This is a genomic window from Acidovorax sp. LjRoot117, from assembly GCF_964252695.1.
Lineage (GTDB): Bacteria > Pseudomonadota > Gammaproteobacteria > Burkholderiales > Burkholderiaceae_C > Acidovorax.
Genome location: NZ_CAXUPO020000006.1, coordinates 242,453 through 260,550, shown reverse-complemented (window position 1 = coordinate 260,550; position 18,098 = coordinate 242,453). Strand labels below are relative to the sequence as shown.

The window sequence follows — 18,098 nt, the reverse complement described above, 5'->3', positions numbered from 1 at the left end:
TAACTTGCTCCAATGGCACCTCATGCTTTGGATTATTTTCATCCCATTTATTCATCCAAGCCTTTCTTGCATTAAAACAGCTAACCGCCCTATCAAGCTGCGCCCGCCAGAATTCGCAGAATGATTTTTCATCACCCGGCACTGGACGTGCAATAGGTTTGTCACAAATTTTATGCACCACCTCCCATTCTGTTTTCTTATCGGAATCCGTAGACCACCAATCACCCCCCCCTGCGATGACATCGTCGCATTATTAATAATAGCTTTGCAGCCTTCATAGATAATAACCAGCCCCACAAATGCGCAAGCAGGGTTAGCTACACAAGCCAAAACCAAGCCAAATTTTCCTTGTGGATCAACATACCGTGTTCCATTAGAATTTGCATAAGCAAAAAAATTGTTACCGCCAGCCAACCCTAGTGGATCGCCCTGGATATACCTACCCACCCCCGGCATGTAGTCTCGATTAAAGTTGTAATGCGTCTGCGTTTCTCCATCCCAATACTGCCCAGGGAACCTCAGGTTCATATCGATGGCCTGGATCGTCGTGGTAGTCGCCCCAAACGCCTCTGACGCCCCCTTCCATGTAGTGCTGCCCGTCTTATCCGTCGCCAAGGTTGGTGTTGCCAAGTGGTCCGTGTGCAGATAGTGGTAGCTCGTGGAGGTACTGGTCAAGCTGTTGGCTGTCACGTCGGCCTGCCAGATTGGATCCGTGCTCCACAACCCTTGTTGTGCTGCCTTGGGATTGAAGCCGTAGGCTTTGATCAGTTGCCCCTGGCCGTCGGTTTCTGCCATCAGCCCGGTGTCGCTGTACAGGTAGTACGTGGTCGTTGATGGTCCTGCGCCCGCTCCCGCTCTTGCACTGCCGATGCTCTTGCTGATCCTTCGCCCAAACGGGTCATATCGGTAGCTGGTGTTTTGCCCGTTCTGGCTCGTCTCGATCAGACGCTCGGCCGCGTTGTAGCGGTAGTCTCTTTGCCAAGCCCCACTTTTCTCATTCTGCGTGTGCCCCTGTGCGGTGTAGGTGACCTGCGTGTTCTGCGCTGGTGCACCGCTGAAGGGCGTGGTGCGCGGGTACTGGACGAGCTGGTTGTCCCCGTTGTAGCTCCACATTCCCGGCTGGTGACCGCTGCTCGTACGGTTGCCCACCGGGTCGTAGCTGTATTGCTCCAGCGGCAGGCCCAGGTTCTTAAGGTTGTTGTCTGGTGCAGCCTGGGTGAGGCGGCTGAGTTTGTCGTAGCCGTACTGGGTGTTGCCCAAGTCGCTGTCGATCTGCGTGATGTTGCCCGCCAAGTCGTATTGGTAGTTCTTGCTTGCCAGTAGCTGGCTGGCGTTGTTTCTGACTTCGATGCGGGTGTGCCTTTGCAGAGCGTCGAATGTCTGGGTCTTGGCCGCTCCCGGGGTCTGGATGCGGGTGGGCTGCATCCATTGGTAGTCCAGGTAGTTGATGCGGCTTTGGTCGGGCAGGGTGACCTGGGCCAAGCGCCCTTTGTCGTATGTGTAGGCTTGCTGGCTGCCGTCCGGGTAGGTGTGGCTTTGCAGTTGGCCGTCGGCGTTGAATCCCTGGCCGATGGTGAAGCTGAATGTTCCTGCTCCTGACCCGGCTCCAGACCCCGCTCCTGCCGCTGCATCGACTTTTCCGTAGGTGATCGCACTTTGCGTGGTGCTGCCCTGTGCGTCTTTGGTGTAGCTGGCGCTGCTGATCAGGCGGCCTGCGCCGTCTTGCTGTTCGTAGCTCGCCAGCAGTCCGTCTTTGTCGTACTGGCGGCCGATGCGCTGGTCCAGCTGGCTGCCCTGCAGGCGGTGTTCTTCCAGGGTGATGCGTCCTGCGGCGTCGTAGGCGTAGCTTCGGGTGTTGCCTCCGGCGTCGGTTCGCTGGGTCAGTTGCCCTGCCGCGTCGTAGCTGTACTGGATGGCTCCGCCCATCGGTCTGGTTTCTTTGGTAAGGCGCCCTGCCTTGTCGTAGTCGAACCGGTGGGTGTTGCCGTTGGCATCAGTCACGGCCACGAGTTGGTCTTGTGCGTCCCAGCTTTGCTTGGTGCTCTGGTTCAGGCTGTCGATGGTTTCCACCAATCTTCCCAGCGCGTCGTAGCGGTACAGCGTGCTGTTGCCCGCCGGGTCGGTGCTGCTGATGCGCTGGCCTTGGGCGTCGTACGCCTGGTGCTGGGTGCGGCTGTTGGCTGGGGTGGCTGGGGTGCCTGAGCTTGCCGTGGCGTCCAGGTTCTGGATGGTCTGGGTTTGCCGCCCTCTTTGGTCGTAGCGGTAGGTTTCTATGTAGGTGGGGTAGATGGTGGCCGTCAGCAGGCCGGCCAGGGGCGTGCCTGCAGCGCCGTACTCGTACCGGGTGGTGTTGCCTGCAGGGTCGGTGGTCTGGGTGATGCGACCCAGGGCGTCGTAAGCGCTGGTGCTGATGAGGCCGCCAGGGCTGGTGGTGGCTGCGGCGCGGCCTGCCGCGTCGTAGCTGACTTTGGTGCCTGTGGCTTGACCGGGCTGGCGTTGTTCCACCACGCGGCCTGCCGCGTCGTACACGGTCTGGCGGGTGCGGCCTTCTGAACTGGTGCTTTGGGTGCGTCTGCCCAGGCTGTCGTAGCTGTGGCGTGTGGTCTGCGCCAGGGGGTTGGTGCTGCCGAGCAGGTGGCCGGCCGCGTCCCAGGTGTAGGTGCTGGTCTGGCCCAGGGGGTTGGTCTGGGTGAGGGGTTGGCCCTGGCTGTTGTACGTGGCGCTGGCGCTGTGGCCCAGGGCGTTGGTGGTTCTGACGAGGTTGCCGGCACTGTCGTATTCGTAGCCAGTGGCGACAGTGTCCGGCCCCAGGCCATTGCCTGCGCCTCGAGTGCGGCGGGTGGGCTGGCCCCATGGGTCGTAGGTACTACGGGTGGTGCGTTGCTCGGGCTGGCCCAGGGCTTCGGTGTGTTCGACTTCGCGGCCCTTGGCGTCATAGGCCCAGGTGCTGACGGCACCCAGGGTGTTGGTGTGCCGCACGGTGCGGCCTTGGGCGTCGTACTGGTAGCTCTCGCGGCTGCCGTCTGGGTAGGTGATCTGTAGCGGCTGGCGCGCAGTGTCGTACTGGGTGGTGGTGGTTTGCCCGCGGGCGTCAATGCTGCGCTCCTGGCTGACGCTGTCGACGATGCGTTGGCTTTGCATCTGGTCGTTGGTGCTGTCTTGCAGCAGCAGGCCTGTCTTGTTGTATACGCGTCGGCGGCTGGCGCCCGTGGGGTCTTGGCTGGTGATGGTGTATTGCTGGCGCACGCGGTCGTACTCGACACGGTACAGGGTGGTGGCGCCGCCCTCGTCCTGAATGCTGGACACTCGCGCCACCGGTGGCAGGGGAGCTTTGGTTTGGCCACTGAAGGCTACACCGACATTGGGAGTAGCGCCACCGCCAGTATTTACACCGGCACCGCTGCCCGCCCCCGTGCCCGCAAAGCCGGAGCTCGCCGGAACAGCTGCAGGGCTGCTGAGGTAGGTGATGTTCAGTTGCCCGCCCTCAGGGTTGGTGCGGCGCGTGAGCTGTCCTTGGCCGTTGTAGTCGTACTTCCAGCGCTGGCCCAGCAGGTCTGTCACCTGACTGAGCTGGCTGTCGGCACCGCTGCCACTCCACTGGTAGCTGACACTGCGCCCAGTGCTGTCGCTCACGCGGGTGACGCGCCCTTCGCTGTCGCTGAAAAGGCTGAGCGCGGCGCGGCCGTGGTGGTCGTTGACGGTGTTGATCTGGCCACTCGCGTCTCGCCCGAAGCTCACTTGCACGCCGTTCGGGTCTTCGTAGCGCTGTATGACCCCGGAGGCGTCGTAGTACACGCTGTGCCCCAGGCGGTCGTACCAGCGCCAGCCGGTAGCGGTCTGAGCGATGAGGTTGTTGGCGTCAAAGCGGTAGATGCTGCCAGCACTCTGGCCAGCCTGACTGCCGGTGCGCTCGTACAGGCTGCCTGCGCGCTGCACGGCCAAGACGCCCCCCAAGGGATCGGGGATGAGCCGCAGGTTGGACCACGCAGGGTTCAGGTACCACCGGCCTCCTGTCCATGTACGCTCTATCGCCACCTCCCCACCAAGTACCTTCACTGCAATGTCGCGCCTGCTTTCCGTGTATTCCTGGTTCGGTAGCCGCACGCTTTGGCTGATGGGCTGGGACTGGGCGGGCGCTGGCAGCAATACTGCAGCCACCAGAATCAAAGCTGTCTGGACGGCGAGGAAAGGGCGTTGCATGAAGTTCACGGTGAAAGAAACAAATCAAAGGCTGTACGAGGCTGAGTACCGAAGGTTGAATCCGGCACTCTGTGGTTGGGATTGCTCTGACCAGGCAGGCATGAGGTACTGGAACTAGGAGGAGCCAAAGCTGTTCGGACCTGTGCCACCAGGACCCGGACCGGCTCCTCCGGGGCCAGGGCCACTTCCGCCACCACCACCGCCTCCTCCACCCGGCCCCGTGCCACCGGAGCAACCTGGGCAAACAGGTACGCAAGCAGGCGCGAGACCAATAGGTGCGGCTCCAGAACTGCCACTGCCGCCTCCCCAGCCCCCTCCCGCACCGCCACCGGGCCGTCCCGCATTGGAGGGGCCATAGGTGTTGTTGCCCGTCGCACAACTTGCGCCAGAAATACGGCTCATGTTCGTGCAAGCAGCCCCTTGGCGTTTGTCGCCCGCCGCACAGGAGTACGCGTAGCCAACGCATGCACTCGCTGCGTAGCTGCTGCAACCGGTAGCCTTTGCGACCAACTCTGCCTTGGACTGCGGCACCGCCGAACTGCGGCCAGTGCTCAACATGTGCCGGATCGCATGCTGGATTTGCAGGCTGGGGCTATAGCCACTGAACAACGGCAGCTCTGCAGCCGCGCCCTGGGTTGCGCGCGAAGTGGACAAGGCCAGACTCTTGACCGGAGCCAATGCGGTGATTCGGTAGGGAATCACCACGCGGCTTTTCGCAGCAAGCTCCCTGGGCATTTCTCCAAAGAACTCATACCGGTAATTCGCATCAGACTTGGGAAGAACAAAATCCAATTCGTCAGCCCGGACCAGCCCGTAGTTGCTGAGCGTGAGTTCCCCCGTCAGCTCTTCCCCCACCTGCATATCGGGCAGATTGATGCTCATGGGCTCCATCAGCACCACAGGCGCTGGTACCTGGGTCTGGTAGGTGGCTTCCAGTGTGATGTGGTATTCATCCGTGATGGTCGTTTCCGTGACGCTGAACTCAATGCTGATGAGTTGGCTGTCCAGAAAAACCCGCTCGTTGGCGGTCAGGCCCGCTTTAACCTGGATGCGACCGCTGGCATCGGTGTGCTGCGGCGCGCTGGCCCGCCAGCGGTAGTTGCCCGGTGGCAGATCTGGCAACTCAGCAATGCCCTGCTCATTGCTCACGAGGCTGCGAATGTCAGCAGTCAGCGCCTCGTTCTGTAGCTTGATGGTGGCGCCTTGCAGGCCGGCAATCAATTGGCCGCTTTTGTTCAAGGTGTTGGTATAGATGTCCACCATCTTGAAGCGCACGCCGCCTTGGCCACTTTGTGCCACGGCGACGGTGACAGGCACCTTGCCACCAGGATCGTTGTCTGCGCCAACGCGGAGCTCGAACTGGTAGTAGCCGTCCACCACATCGGCGCCAGGCCTGGCCAACAGCTGCAGCGTCGTGGCTTGGCCCACATCGAGATTGCCGATGTCTCCATTGCTGGCCAGGCGCATCCACGCGGGCGTTCCAGTGCCTTGTGGAGTCACCAGTTGCGCCCGCACGTTGCGCGCCACCGCCAATCCCTTGTTGGTCAGCGTGACAGAACCGCTTGCGGCCTCCCCCTGCCTCACTCCAATTTCGATGAACCCCGGGTTGGGACTCAAACCCGGCGTCGCCTCGTGGAGTTGATAGTCCAGGCGCAGCTCCGCACGCGGCACTGCGCCGCTTTCGTGAGCAAACGCCTTGAGAATGATGCTGCCTGTGGCGCCTGCCGAAGCTGCGCCGGTCACATTGATTGTCATGGGTACGCTGGTGCCCGCGGCCACATCGACAGGCTCGCCAACATCCAGCGTGATGCCCGGCGGCAGTGCGCCCGAGGGCTGGTCCGCTGCCAATGCCTGCCAACGAACGGCCTTGGCACCTGTTCCGGCGCTCGCCCTGACCTCCAGCACAGCCGGTGTTGCCTGGCCCCGGATCGCGTTCAGCTTGTACTGGCTGTAGTTCACACTCAGACGGTTGATGGTGAACTGTGCGGGCGCGGGTTGAGCCGCATACACGGTGTCGTCGGGATGAACGACATGGACCGAATATGTGCCCGCATCGTTGGCCTGTGGTACGAAGCTGTAGCTGAACTTGCCGGTCGAATCGCTCACCAGCGTGATACGTCGCTCGAACCCCTGTATGCGAAGTGCCAGGCGCACGGTAGCGTTCGGCACGGGTTGAGCCGCTGCATTCAACGCGACCACCTGTCCACTGATCAAGATCGGCTGCTCTCCGAAAGAGAACGCAGGGGATACGCTCACGCCGCGAACGCCGTAGGGCAGCACGGGAGGTGGCGGTGCAGGAGGCAACTGCTGCACGCGCACGGCGCGTGAAGCCTGGGCGGTTTTTCCGGCATTGCCTGTCGCAGTCGCTCTGAGAACATAGTCGCCATCGGGCACCTGGGTGGTATCCCAGTCCACACTCCAGGACTGCTGGTCTAAGGTCCCCAGCAGCTGGTCAACGTTCTGCCCCTGCAGCCGAACCTGGACTTGAGCGATACCGCTGGCATCGAGGGCTGCGACCTGCACGGATACCGTAGCACGCACCAGCGCTTGGTCCGAGGGGCTCAGGAAGGTCACCGTGGGAACGGGCGCTGTGTAGTTCAGAGATATCGGACTACTGAGCGGCCCCATGCCCCGCGCGTTCGTTGCCCTTGCTTGAATGCTGTGAACACCTTCACTTGGCAACAACACGCCCCCGGCAAAATTGCCAGCAGCATCCGTGTTCAAAGCCTGCCCCACAGCCTGCCCGTTGACGAAAACCTGCACCAGCGCTGCCGGCTCCGCAGTGCCTGCGACTGCGATTTGCGACATGACGACCGAGGATCCAGAAGTCGGTTGCGTGATCAGGGGCGCCGCCGGGGCGCTCAGTTCAAGGCGAAAAGAAATGCTGGATGTCGTGGTGCCGCCATCTGCATCTTGCGCGGTGATCAACAGCACATGCGCACCGTTGGCCAAACCGTTGAAACCCAGCAGTTGGCCTGCAGTACTCGGGCTGGCAGGTGTACTGGGCTGTGCCATCGGAAGGTCCTGCCGCAGCACGGACATGCCGTCGATGAAGGCCTCCAGCATCTTGACGCCTTTGGAGCTGTGGGCAGTGAGCGTCAGAACACCCGACATGGAGAGTGCGGCGCCGTCCAGCAAGGGTTTGTCATTGAAGGCGGCATTCAGTACCGGCCCACCTGATTGCGCCACATCCGAAGTGAGATAGGGCTGGTAGACAACTCCTGCACTGACACGGCTTCCTTTCCCATAGGGATTACTTTCTGCTAGCGGACCCGTAACGTGCCCCCACCAATTGCCCGAGGCCTGCACCACTGACGTGGGGGTTTCATTGGAAATACCGTAGAAACGGTTGCCGGCGAAACTGCTCTGCGTCACTGCCGGCGTAGCGCCACGCACAGCAACGAGGCCAACGCCATTGGCTTCAATGCGAGCGTTGCGAATCTGCGGAGAGCCCAGCCCCACCACGCGCACGCCCGCAATGCTGTTGGAAATTTTCAGTCCTGAAAGCTCATAGCCTTTTCCAGGCATGACCAACGCAGCACCAGCTTCTTGGAGCCTGATGGGCACAGCTTGGGTACCTCCGCCATAGCGCAACGTCAATCCATCAATGGATACTGACGAGGGCGATGTTCGTGAACCCAGAAACACACCGAGCCAGTCACCTGCAGCGGCTGCCGCCGAAGGCGCTGCACCAGTCTGCCCGGCAACTGCGTCGTCTCGTTCGCTTGTCAGAACGACCCCAGCGCCAGTCCGCAGGCTTCCGTGCACGAGCAACCCCGCGCCTTCTTTTGCCGGATCCTGAACTGCGCCAAATTTGACGACCACGCCTGCCCCGAGCGTCAGCTGTGCATTGGAGTCTGCGTGAGCCATACCAGGCACTGCCAATACAAGGAGTGCCAATGCAACAGTCCACCAAACGATATTCCAGAAGGTCTGGCGCATGGCACCTGCCGCTCGGTCCGTTGCACTGTGAGCAAACAGACAAAAGCTTTCCAATGACATTGGGTAGAACTTCATGGAAGCACCTCGACGGCAATCACGGCGGGCGTGAGACCAGGCGCCTCAAAGCTGACCCTGGCCTTTCCTGTAGCAATGCCCAGCAGATCGACTCCGACACAGCTGTCTCCCTCCGCCAAGCTCAATGTCCTCACACTGGGTCGCAAGACCTCAGGCTTGCTGCTGGCAACGGACACCGAAACCGGCGCCGTCGCATAGCTTCTGCCGTCCCATTTACCGATGCACACCTGGGAGTACGAAGACTGCCCCACAGGAACGGTCAAGGTGTCGTCATCGGAGCTGAAGGTCCACACGGGTGGGGCGACACTGACGGCCACGCTGTAAACCTCCGGGTAGCGTTGCGACCCCGGCACGCTGGCCTCGATGGTGGTCGTCCCTTCTTGCAAACCGAGAACCGGCAGCCTCACGGGAGTCCATGGACTCGTCCCCGAAGGAATGGTGATTTCCGCGGGAACAGAACAGATTGACGCATCGACGCAGCGCAGTTTGAGAGTCAAGGTCTCCGGCGCATCTTCGTAGTCCCCTAGATGCAGCGTGCGTACCGCAATGTCCGCATGGAAGCCCTTGACGACGGAGAACTGGATGCAGTCGCTGCAAGCAGCGCCCAACGACAGTTCCCTGTCTGCATGAATCCGCTGCACGGCAGACTGCGCGAGGCGAATACCTGCCGAACTCGCATTGACGCGGTAGCGGCCCATCTGGCTTGCTTCTCCCACAAACAACGGAGATGAGCACCCCATTCCCGGACTGATGGTCGACTGCGCAGCAGATGACCCCCCTGAGCTTTGGGCGTAGATGCCCGACACCACGCCCGCGGGATTTTGGTCACTGAGGTCGAAATCAATCGACCATGGCTTGTCGGTGAAGAAGCGCACATGATCATGTGCCGCGGGCACAGAGAAACACAGCGATAGGTCTTGACGCAATCCCATGTAGCGGTGGCCGCTCCATGGAGTTCCGTACCTGTCGGCAAATTTGAAAGTGGGCTCAACGACGTGCACGCCAATCTTTGTGGCTTGCACCCCCGCGGCCTTTGCCTCGATCTCCGAGACACCCAGCCCGACACCTATCGCGGTCACTTCCACAGACGCTCGCCCAGAGGGAATGGTCAGGGTGGACGGAACCTCGCAAACCGCGCTCGACACGCAGCGCAATTCGACCGACAAATTCTCGGCGCTGTAGTCGGGCTCGCCGTCCACCGTCCGTTCGATCCAGAGTCCACCGACGCTGCGCAGTTGATGACCCAGAACGACTGCGCTCTGGCTATCGACATATCCCCACCTCAGCACCGTCGGACTTCGCACTGTGACGTTGGCGTATCCATCCTGGGAGTTGGCGGCACTGAGTTGGACCCGTGCCTGGCCTTTTGCCTTGGCCTGCAGCATGGCTTTGCCGACGGACGCGTAGTCGCCCTCGGCCACCACCAGCTCGGCAGGTGACACGCCCACAACGTTGGGCGCCTCCGACGCGATACGGACCGTCAATCCACCCAGGGGCGCGCGGTGACTCAAAGCGACTGAAGCTTCTCGTGCATCGCCCACCACGATGGGTACGGAAGCACGCAATTCATGAGGAAGGAGGATCAAGGTCATGCGGCTGGTCTCCACGTCCACGCTCGCCGCGCGAAGGCCTTGTGCCTGCGCAGAAATCCGGGCACTGCCGTGTGCCAAACCCTGTACAACGAACTGCACCTGAGATTGCCCTGCAGGCACGGTGATGCCAGCAGGAAGCTGGAAAATTCCTGAAGGCTCGGCACGCAACTGAATCGGAATGCCGCCGGCCGGCGCCGCGGCGGGCAGGCGCACCGTGATGCCGTAGGGCATGCCCAGTGCCATCGACCATATAGAGGGATCCAGCTGCAGCGCAGGAAGACTCACTACATTGACCTGGGCCCGAGCGCTTCCCAGTTCTGGGTGAGAAGCCGACAGCAATGCACTGGTGAACCCCAAGGCCCGCACCTCGAACCCGGCGCTCGAACTACCTTCCGCAACCGTCACGGTGGCAGGCACCTTGACCGCGTCGCTGCTACTGCTCGACAGCGCAATCAACCGACCTCCTGCAGGCGCCGCAGCGTCGAGCACAACGCGCATGGGCGTCAGCGTGCCAGCCCCGACATTCAGCAGCTCTGGCTCTATGGTCAACGACGGCTGTCCAATCTCGACCAAGCCTTCGCGCACCAGGTAGGGAATTCCGACAAGCCCCCAGAGGACCTGTCCGCGCACAATTCCGGACGGAACCACAATCGCATTCAGCGTATTGCCTGCCGCACTCAACGACTGCCCGGATGGCGACGATTCCAAGTCCATCTCGATGGCAGGGCCGCGGTGGTGGTTGATGGAAACGCGATCAAGCGTCGGTGAAGACTTCTCGATCACCACACCGCTGCCGTACTCGATGCGCACATGCTCCAGGCGCGTCTGCGCACTCCGTGTGCCTTGCCTGAAACGCCATTGCCCCCATGAGCCCGGTGCAGGCGCTGCAATGGCAGATGAGATCACGATGGGTTTGTCAACCGTGCCCACTGCCACTACCGCACCGCGATTCAGGGTGAAACTCGCATTGGCTGCCATGCGCACTTCAACCCCCGGCTCCACGGTCAACGTTGCGTCCTGGTCCACCGTCACGTCGCCTTGCACAGTCACCGGTGACTGTGCCGCACTCCATACCGTATCGATGGATATCACACCACTCACCATCATCGCAGCCGCCGCATCACTCAAGCCGCCCATCGACAAGCCGAGGACTACACAGGCCATGGCCATGGATGAGCGCATGGTGCTCATGATCCGTCGACAACGCGCTGTAAGCAGCCATGGAACTTCGGCCAAAGAAAAATTGCCGGGCACTGTGGGGGTTTGCATGAAAAACTTCTTCGTCTTCAAAGGTCACGAGCCGCAGTTGCGCGGCAGTGGGCGGCCGGCGTGAGCAGCCAAGATCTTTTGCTGCGCGATGTAGGCTTCGTACGCGCTCCAGCCTCCTGCCAGCCATTTCACGGAGTTGCCTGTTTGCGCAGAAAAGCCACTGGCATCTGACGCGAACCAATCGGCAAACAGCGCTTGTGCTGCGGCAGGATCCGCACCCACAACCAACCACTGCGTGGGCCTCTGGAGCGGATTGGCTGCGGCATTCGCGGACATGGCCCGCCGCAAGTCAAAGGCATTGGCTCCTGCAGGCAACTGCACAGCAGCAGGTTGTGGCAAAGACCGCAGTTGCCGGGCTGAAAAGCCCACGGCGGCAATCCTCCACAGCCCCTCGCCACTGCCTAGCCATGCGTGTTGCGCCGAAGTCCAGGATGCTTGCGGCTCTTTGCTCCAGGTGCTGGCACCACCGAGCAGCACATGCACATCGCCAAATCCCTTGCTGCGCAACGCTACGCATGTCTGCGTCAGGCTCCGCAGATCGACGCCCGTTCCGACCAGCAGCAGCCGCTGTGGCTTGAGATAGCTTTTGTCCGCTACCGCTGACAGCGCCATGGGCGTCGCGCCACCGATTACCGAAGTCGCGGCGGCGTCCTGTTCGCGAACATCGAGAACCATCAGGGAAGCATCCTTCAAGGCTTCCACTCCCGCCCAACAGGAAGCTTGCTCGCTGCTGTATGCCGGCAGCGGTGGGTGTTCGAACGACACCGGGTCTGGTTCCTCGCGATGGTCCGTGCGCAGGCAGGCAGCAGCAGCTTCGTCCGACTCTTGCGCCTGCGCAATCGTCAGGGACACCAGCAGCACGCAGATCAGCGCACTGCATGCGCTGTCCACCCATGTCCTGGATTTCATGGTTCACCCACCCGCGGCCGGCGAGCTTGCGTGAAACGAGCCAGCCCGCCCGCGAGCACGGACAGCAAGGCGCTCAACAAGATCAGGGCACGCCAGTCCAGCGAAGGAATCGCCTGAGCGCTCGCTGGCGCCGCCATGATCACGGGTCCTCCGGGATCACGAATGACACCATTGGCCTGCAAATCATCGTCACCCAGCGCGCCGTCCCGGATGGTGTACGTCACGGTATTGCCGCTGATGCGCAGGTTGGCGGGTGGGTACCAGGCCTTGCGCCCGCCGGAGCCCGGTGTAACGCCGTACTTGAGGTATCCGGTGATCCCGCGCAGGTCAGGCCATGTGGTGACGATCGTCACCTCACCCCCCGGCGTGCAACCCGTGAGTTCAAAATCGAACGCGCCATGGGGCAGCAGGATGCTGCCGAGCGCCACGCCCAGGCCCTGTGCTGGAAGAAGGCGGGTGGCATGCGGGTTGAAGGTGCACGAAGCCCCCCCGCCAGAAACCGTCGCCGTGAACAGCCCTGTTCCGGTGGGGGTCGTGGCTTCGAAACGGGACGCTGAGCCGATGCCTGCCACATTGGTCAGTTCGAAAGACTGCGTGCCAGCGGCAGCCGATCCCGGCAACGACGCAGCGGCCACGAATGCACCTGTCTGGGCATTGGCACGGAACGCCGGGCTCACCGCCACACCGTTTTGAGCGGTCATGACTTCGACGCTGAAGCTCGCAGCGGACGCTCCCGGCTCAAATTGTGCCGACGCCCCCATCTGCGGCAGTTCGAAACGAACGGCAATGCCCGACTGAGGCTGGTTCTGGGCATTCACGACCCGGACACTGAGCGGTTTGCCGTACAGCGCACTCACGCGGGCCGTCTGGTTGTTCCCGTCCACCCGTTGCAACATCAAGGGCGCCGAGACCGCAGGCAAGTTCTCCAATGCGAAGCTCACCGGGCTCACGTTGCCACCCACGGTTGCACTGGCGGAATATCTGCCCACGAACAAGTTGGCCACCAAGGCTGGTGAAGTCGCCAAGCCGTCGGCGTCGGTCAATACACTGGCGCTGGTGCCACCACCCAAGGTAGCTGCAGGCCCAGAGACTGGGACCTCGAAGCGAACAGTCACGCCGCCCACCGGGCGGCCGAATCGATCAAGAACCCGAGCCCGCAGTGGCTGTGCGAATGCTTGACCGACGATGGCTGCCTGGGCGCCGCTGCCCACTGCGATCAGTCGCGCAGACGGCTCGGTGATTTCTGGCGTCCACCGCATTTGCGCCAAGCCCATCCATCGAGCGACGTCCAGCTGAAGCTCCACCAGTACAAGCGAGTGCGGAGCCCGGGCAAGTGCATCCACGTGCGCCTGCAGCACGGCCAACGCGTCAATAACCTGGCTCCACCGGCCTTGTGCCTGCTCGTCACGCGCCAACGTGTGGGCGTTGACTGCGGCATCGAGCAACGCGCGTGCCTCTGGTGTTGCGGCTGCGACAGCCCCCAGCGCGTTGCCAACACGCGGCACGACGGCATCAAGGCCCAGCACGGTCAACGGCAAGACCTTTTCGGCCCCGCTGCTTGGAGCAGCAGCTCCCAGCAACCGCGACACAACCTGGGACTGGGCCGAGCTTGCAGGCATGGTCAGCACGAACGATGCACTGCGATCCTGACCGGCGGGGAGCGCCCATGACCAGTTCAGAGTACCGTTGCCGGCACCCGTCGTTGGCTGTGGCACCACGTGATCGTGTTGAATCCCCGCGGGTAGACGGGTCTCCAGCGTGACCGATTGATCGGCCGTGCCCGTGGCGCCCGGGTTGCGCACGACAAGACGCACGGGCACTGAAGAGCCAGCCAGCGCGGGAGCGGTGCGCACTGCCGGGGTCAGGGCTTTGATCTGCTGATGCAAATAGTCGGACCAGCCCATGTGCGTCGGGCTGATCACGGTGTCCAGCAGGTCGAACCCGGCCAGCAGCGTTTGTCCATGCCCGAAACTGTGTCCAGCGATGGCGGGCAAGCCCGACGCTTCGTAGGTCGCCAGCGCAGCAGCCGTCTGCAGTGCCAGCGCATACCCTTTTCCAGCGGTTGGCTGGGCTGTTCCCGCGCCCTGCAGACGCACGCTGAGTGCGTTACCCAGGGATGTGTCCGTTGGCAGTGCACCCAGTACATCCGACAGAGGGACCACGCTCGACGCTTTGGCGCCATCCACCACCAACGTCTGTCCACGCCGCACAGCAGCCCGGATTTCGGCCAGCGAGGTCGGGTCGAGCCCCACGGCGCCGCCATTGAGCCACAGCAGGTTGTATTTGCCGCTGCGCATCGCCACCCGCCATTCGTTCAAGTCGGCAGTCGCGACTCCTTCGTGGCTCTTTCCCGCCAACCACGATCCTGCTGCTTGTGCCTTCGCCTTGGCACAAGTCTCTTTCTCTGATGCATCCGCCAGCGGGCAGGCAGCCCAGACCAGCACGCGGGCTTGGGCCTGGACGTCTTGCTCCAGCGTCACTTGTTCGTTGTCACCCTGGACAAGCACACTCATGCGCGCCTGGTTGTTGCCCGCCATCGGGTCGGCGGTTTGCGCCCCTGCGGTAGCCGTCCAGACGATGCTGCGGCTGGCACCTCCCGACGGAGCCGCTGCCAGCGCATTGAAGGTCAGTGTCGCGGACTGGTCTTTCTCGAGCGCACCCACATTCCACACCCCGTTGGCGAAGCTGCCCAACGAAGCGCTCGAGCTTTGCAGCGTGAATCCCTCAGGAACCGCAGCCTGAAGGGATACACCTTGTGCCGCAGACGGACCGGCATTCCTGACGCCGACAGTGACCGAGGCGCTTTGGCCCGGCCTGGTTTGGTAGGCACTCGACTGAATCGAGGCAGATACGTCCGCTGACGACGTACCGCCGGCGCTTGCTGCTGATTTGCGTTTGGACAGCACATAGCCCTGCCCGTCGGAACCGGCCAGCAGCAGAATGTCCGAAATGAGCCCGGGGGTGGCTTTACCGCCGGCGCTTCCAGCGATCCACACCCCATTGACCACACCATCGCGGGACGACGCTTCCAGCTGATACTTGCCTGGGGGCACCGAAGCATAGGAAAACTCACCCGACGGATCGGTGTAGGCCTGTAGAACGACACTCTTGCCCGAGGTATCAATGCCTTTGAGCGCAATGCCGAGGTTTCCTTCTGCTGGCTCCCCCGCTTCTCGAACGCCATTGCCATTGCTGTCGCGATAGACCTGCCCAGACAGTCGCGCCGTCTGCGCGCCCGACATGACAAGGGTGTATTGCCCCGTTGGGTTCGCGTCGAACACATGGATGAAGTAGCTCCAGCTCAGATCCTGGTTGCGCGAGCGTGACAGCCAGAAATTCTGCGGCAACAGCGACTGACCGTCGCTTCGAATCACCTGCACGGGCCGCTGGGTCCCTCGCCCAGGATCAGAAAGCTTTACATGTACAAAGCCCTGCGTGGGGGGAAGCCGCAGCGACAGGTCCCCCCCCGCCAGGGCTGTCAAAGAAGCGGATGACGACAGATTGAAAACAGGGCTGTCGTCGCCTTCCGAGTCGTACACGCGATAGCTGTCACCGTGTTCAGCCAGAAAGTCATCAATGCCGTCGCGACCAGGAAGATCGATGCGCACGTCGTGCACGAGCCTGTGCGTCACCACCTCCTTGATCAAAGAGGTCACAGCACCACCCAACGAATCCGCATGCACAAAGCTCGCATCAAATGCGGTGAAGCGCCCGGCCAATGTGGTCTGCATGAGCCAACGCCCCATTTTGGCCGTCAGCGGGGCAATGTCGCCAAAATCAAGCAGCAGACTTTTGCCTGCCATCTCGTTGCCAACATATCCACCAAGGATGGTGAAATCGATGAGCAAGCCCTGGCGGTTCTCGACGATCTTCGGCTGCGCGGATTCAATGCGCGTCTTGTGGGCGGCGCCAGCCCCTACATTGGCCACTCGCACTCCCAGCGTGAACGTCTCGGGCGGCTCGACTTCTGCAGTGAACGGGTCGTCCGCAAAGACATCGGTGGGAAGGAAATAGTCCAACCGCAGCAGAGGTTGAGGGCGAACCACCACATAGTCGGGAGTGACGTCCACCGAGCTGGTTTGCCCATCCAGGGTGTAAGTGACGCGGGCACCGATGTAGTACAGACGCCCCTGCGAGGTGTTTCCGCCCGCACCCTGCGACGGGATGATCAGCCAACGCACATCGGCGGTCGTCTTCGGGGCCAGGGTCGCGCTGCCGTCCAGCGCTGACAGTCCGGTCAAACTATCGGTGCGAACAAAAAACGCGGCCCCTGTCGCATTGGGATCGGTGGTCGCAACCACGTCTTTCTGATCTTGGTCCTTGAAGATCAGATCGACTTTTACGTTCGAAAGAGCACTTGCATCAAGACCATTCCGCAGGACCATGTGTGCATCGAAGGCTTGCCGCTCCAGCGAGAGCTTTTGCTCGATGACGATCTTGACCTCAGCACAGACAGCCTCTTCGGCTCGCGCGGCATTCGCCCACAAACCAGCAAGAACCAGCACAGCGAGACGCACAAGCGTCCACCACGTGGGGTGACCTTGAGACTCCTTGCAGTGCTGATGATTTGCCCATAGCCGGCTCCCGTGCATGCACGCCCTCCCTGCTCATTCTTTTTGTGGGGATCGTCGGCGCCCTCCAGCGCTCGTTGACGAAGCACAACTTGTTTGAAATGTCGAACGGGAGCGATGCTAAGGGCTGACTTATTGCAAAAGTTACAAAATGTATGTTGCGCCAAAACCGTGCTGTCACGGGTGATTTTGCGCGGAGCGTTGCGCATCAAGCAACTCCAGATGGGCACCCGCAAACCAATGCGCGTACCTGCTGAAAGTTAGAAGGTCAACGCACCAAAACCCGCCCACACAACAAGATTTTTTTGCGGAAACCACGAAAAAACGGCACGGGGCCGCAATCGTTTTGACCTTGATCGAACGATCAAAGGGAGTGCAGCCCTAGAACACAGTCCTTGGCGCAAACAAGGAGTGGGGACCAGGCCCGCCATAGGTCAATTCAGGCGGGCGAATTTTTCCGGATCGGTGAAACCCAGGAGCACCGGGAGCAGCTTCCGCCACGACGGCCACAACGGCCACGAAGTGCCTCAACCTCGACATGCCGGTTGGCTGGCAAGCCGCCCGCTACCCGGCGCGAACTCCCCACAACGCCTTCTTGCGCCCCACCGACCAGACCTTCAACGCCTTGCCATACAAAATAAACACCAGCGCCGCCCCAATCAGCGGCAACGCCGCAAACACCCACCCCGTCAGCAACTCACCCCCCAGCGCCACCCCCACCAACAACGCCACGGCCGGGTTCACAAACGAATAGCTCCCCGCCAACGCCGCCGACGTGTTCTGCAGCAGCCACAGATACGCATTGAGCGCCACCAGCGTCCCAAACACCAGCAAGTACACCCACGCAGCCCACGACTGCGCACTCACCTGCCCCAGCGCGCTCGGCGGCTCGAAGCACAGTGCCGCCACCAGCCCCATCGCCCCACCCACCAGCCACTGCACAGCCGCCGCCATGGCCGGGGCGGGCAGCGACAACTTGCGCGATGCGTACGAACCCACGCTCCAGCACAGCGGCGCGCCAAAGGCCAGCAGCGCCCCGAGCCAGGTCGCAGAAAAGTCCCCCTCCAGCGCCAGCAGCAGCGCACCGACCACGCCCAGTGCCAGGCCGATCCAGCTGGTGACCGGCACCCGCTCGCCGCCCCAGCGCGACCACAGGGCCAGCCACATCGGCATCGTGGTCACCACCGTGGCCATCAGGCCCGAGCCGATGCCCAGCTTCTGCGCAAAGCCCACCAGGTTCATCGCCAAAAACACCATCAGCGCACCCACGATGGCCGCGTTGCGCCACTGCACTGCGGTGGGCAGCGCGTGCCCCTGCCACAGCGCCACCAGCAGCATCACGCCACCCGCGCACAGGAAACGGATCGCGCTCATCAACAGGGGCGGCATGGTCTGCAGGGCGATGCCGATGGCAAAGTACGTGGTGCCCCACACCACGTACACCAACAGCAGGGCGAGGCCCAGCGCCCATGGCGCGGGGTGGCGGGCTTGCACATTGATATTTGCCGGCATATTCTTCACCTGACCGAATAATTTATGG

6 protein-coding genes are annotated in these 18,098 nt (G+C 62.1%); all 6 read right to left on the bottom strand.

Translation table 11 applies throughout. From position 1 onward, the window contains the following. Nucleotides 1-51: 51 nt before the first annotated feature. Entirely contained in the window at nt 52-4,200 is a 4,149-nt protein-coding gene (locus ACSQ3D_RS17675) for an RHS repeat-associated core domain-containing protein (RefSeq protein WP_436127782.1), read from the bottom strand. A gap of 114 nt (nt 4,201-4,314) precedes the next feature. Next, nucleotides 4,315-8,217, bottom strand: a complete 3,903-nt coding sequence (locus ACSQ3D_RS17670) for an Ig-like domain-containing protein (protein WP_436127759.1) — start codon at nt 8,215-8,217, stop codon at nt 4,315-4,317. Next, the gene (locus ACSQ3D_RS17665; RefSeq protein WP_436127758.1) at nt 8,214-11,078 is read right to left on the bottom strand and encodes a hypothetical protein; all 2,865 of its coding nucleotides are present in this window, start codon (nt 11,076-11,078) and stop codon (nt 8,214-8,216) included. The genes ACSQ3D_RS17670 and ACSQ3D_RS17665 overlap by 4 nt, the downstream gene beginning before the upstream one ends. Nucleotides 11,079-11,102: 24 nt before the next feature. Further along, complete coding sequence (locus tag ACSQ3D_RS17660; RefSeq protein WP_436127757.1) at nt 11,103-11,987, bottom strand: rhodanese-like domain-containing protein; 885 nt, start codon at nt 11,985-11,987, stop codon at nt 11,103-11,105. After that, nucleotides 11,984-16,504: a choice-of-anchor U domain-containing protein gene (locus ACSQ3D_RS17655; RefSeq protein ID WP_436127756.1), complete on the bottom strand. Its 4,521-nt coding sequence runs from the start codon at nt 16,502-16,504 to the stop codon at nt 11,984-11,986. Before ACSQ3D_RS17655 ends, ACSQ3D_RS17660 begins: the two co-directional genes overlap by 4 nt. A gap of 618 nt (nt 16,505-17,122) precedes the next feature. Continuing rightward, nucleotides 17,123-18,070: an EamA family transporter gene (locus tag ACSQ3D_RS17650; RefSeq protein ID WP_436127755.1), complete on the bottom strand. Its 948-nt coding sequence runs from the start codon at nt 18,068-18,070 to the stop codon at nt 17,123-17,125. Nucleotides 18,071-18,098: the final 28 nt, after the last annotated feature.

What these genes read in the sequence shown, in the direction of transcription:
- ACSQ3D_RS17650 (WP_436127755.1), bottom strand. Translation starts at nt 18,070, where the DNA reads ATGCCGGCAAATATCAATGTGCAAGCCCGCCACCCCGCGCCATGGGCG.
- ACSQ3D_RS17660 (WP_436127757.1), bottom strand. Translation starts at nt 11,987, where the DNA reads ATGAAATCCAGGACATGGGTGGACAGCGCATGCAGTGCGCTGATCTGC.
- ACSQ3D_RS17665 (WP_436127758.1), bottom strand. Translation starts at nt 11,078, where the DNA reads ATGCAAACCCCCACAGTGCCCGGCAATTTTTCTTTGGCCGAAGTTCCA.
- ACSQ3D_RS17670 (WP_436127759.1), bottom strand. Translation starts at nt 8,217, where the DNA reads ATGAAGTTCTACCCAATGTCATTGGAAAGCTTTTGTCTGTTTGCTCAC.
- ACSQ3D_RS17675 (WP_436127782.1), bottom strand. Translation starts at nt 4,200, where the DNA reads ATGCAACGCCCTTTCCTCGCCGTCCAGACAGCTTTGATTCTGGTGGCT.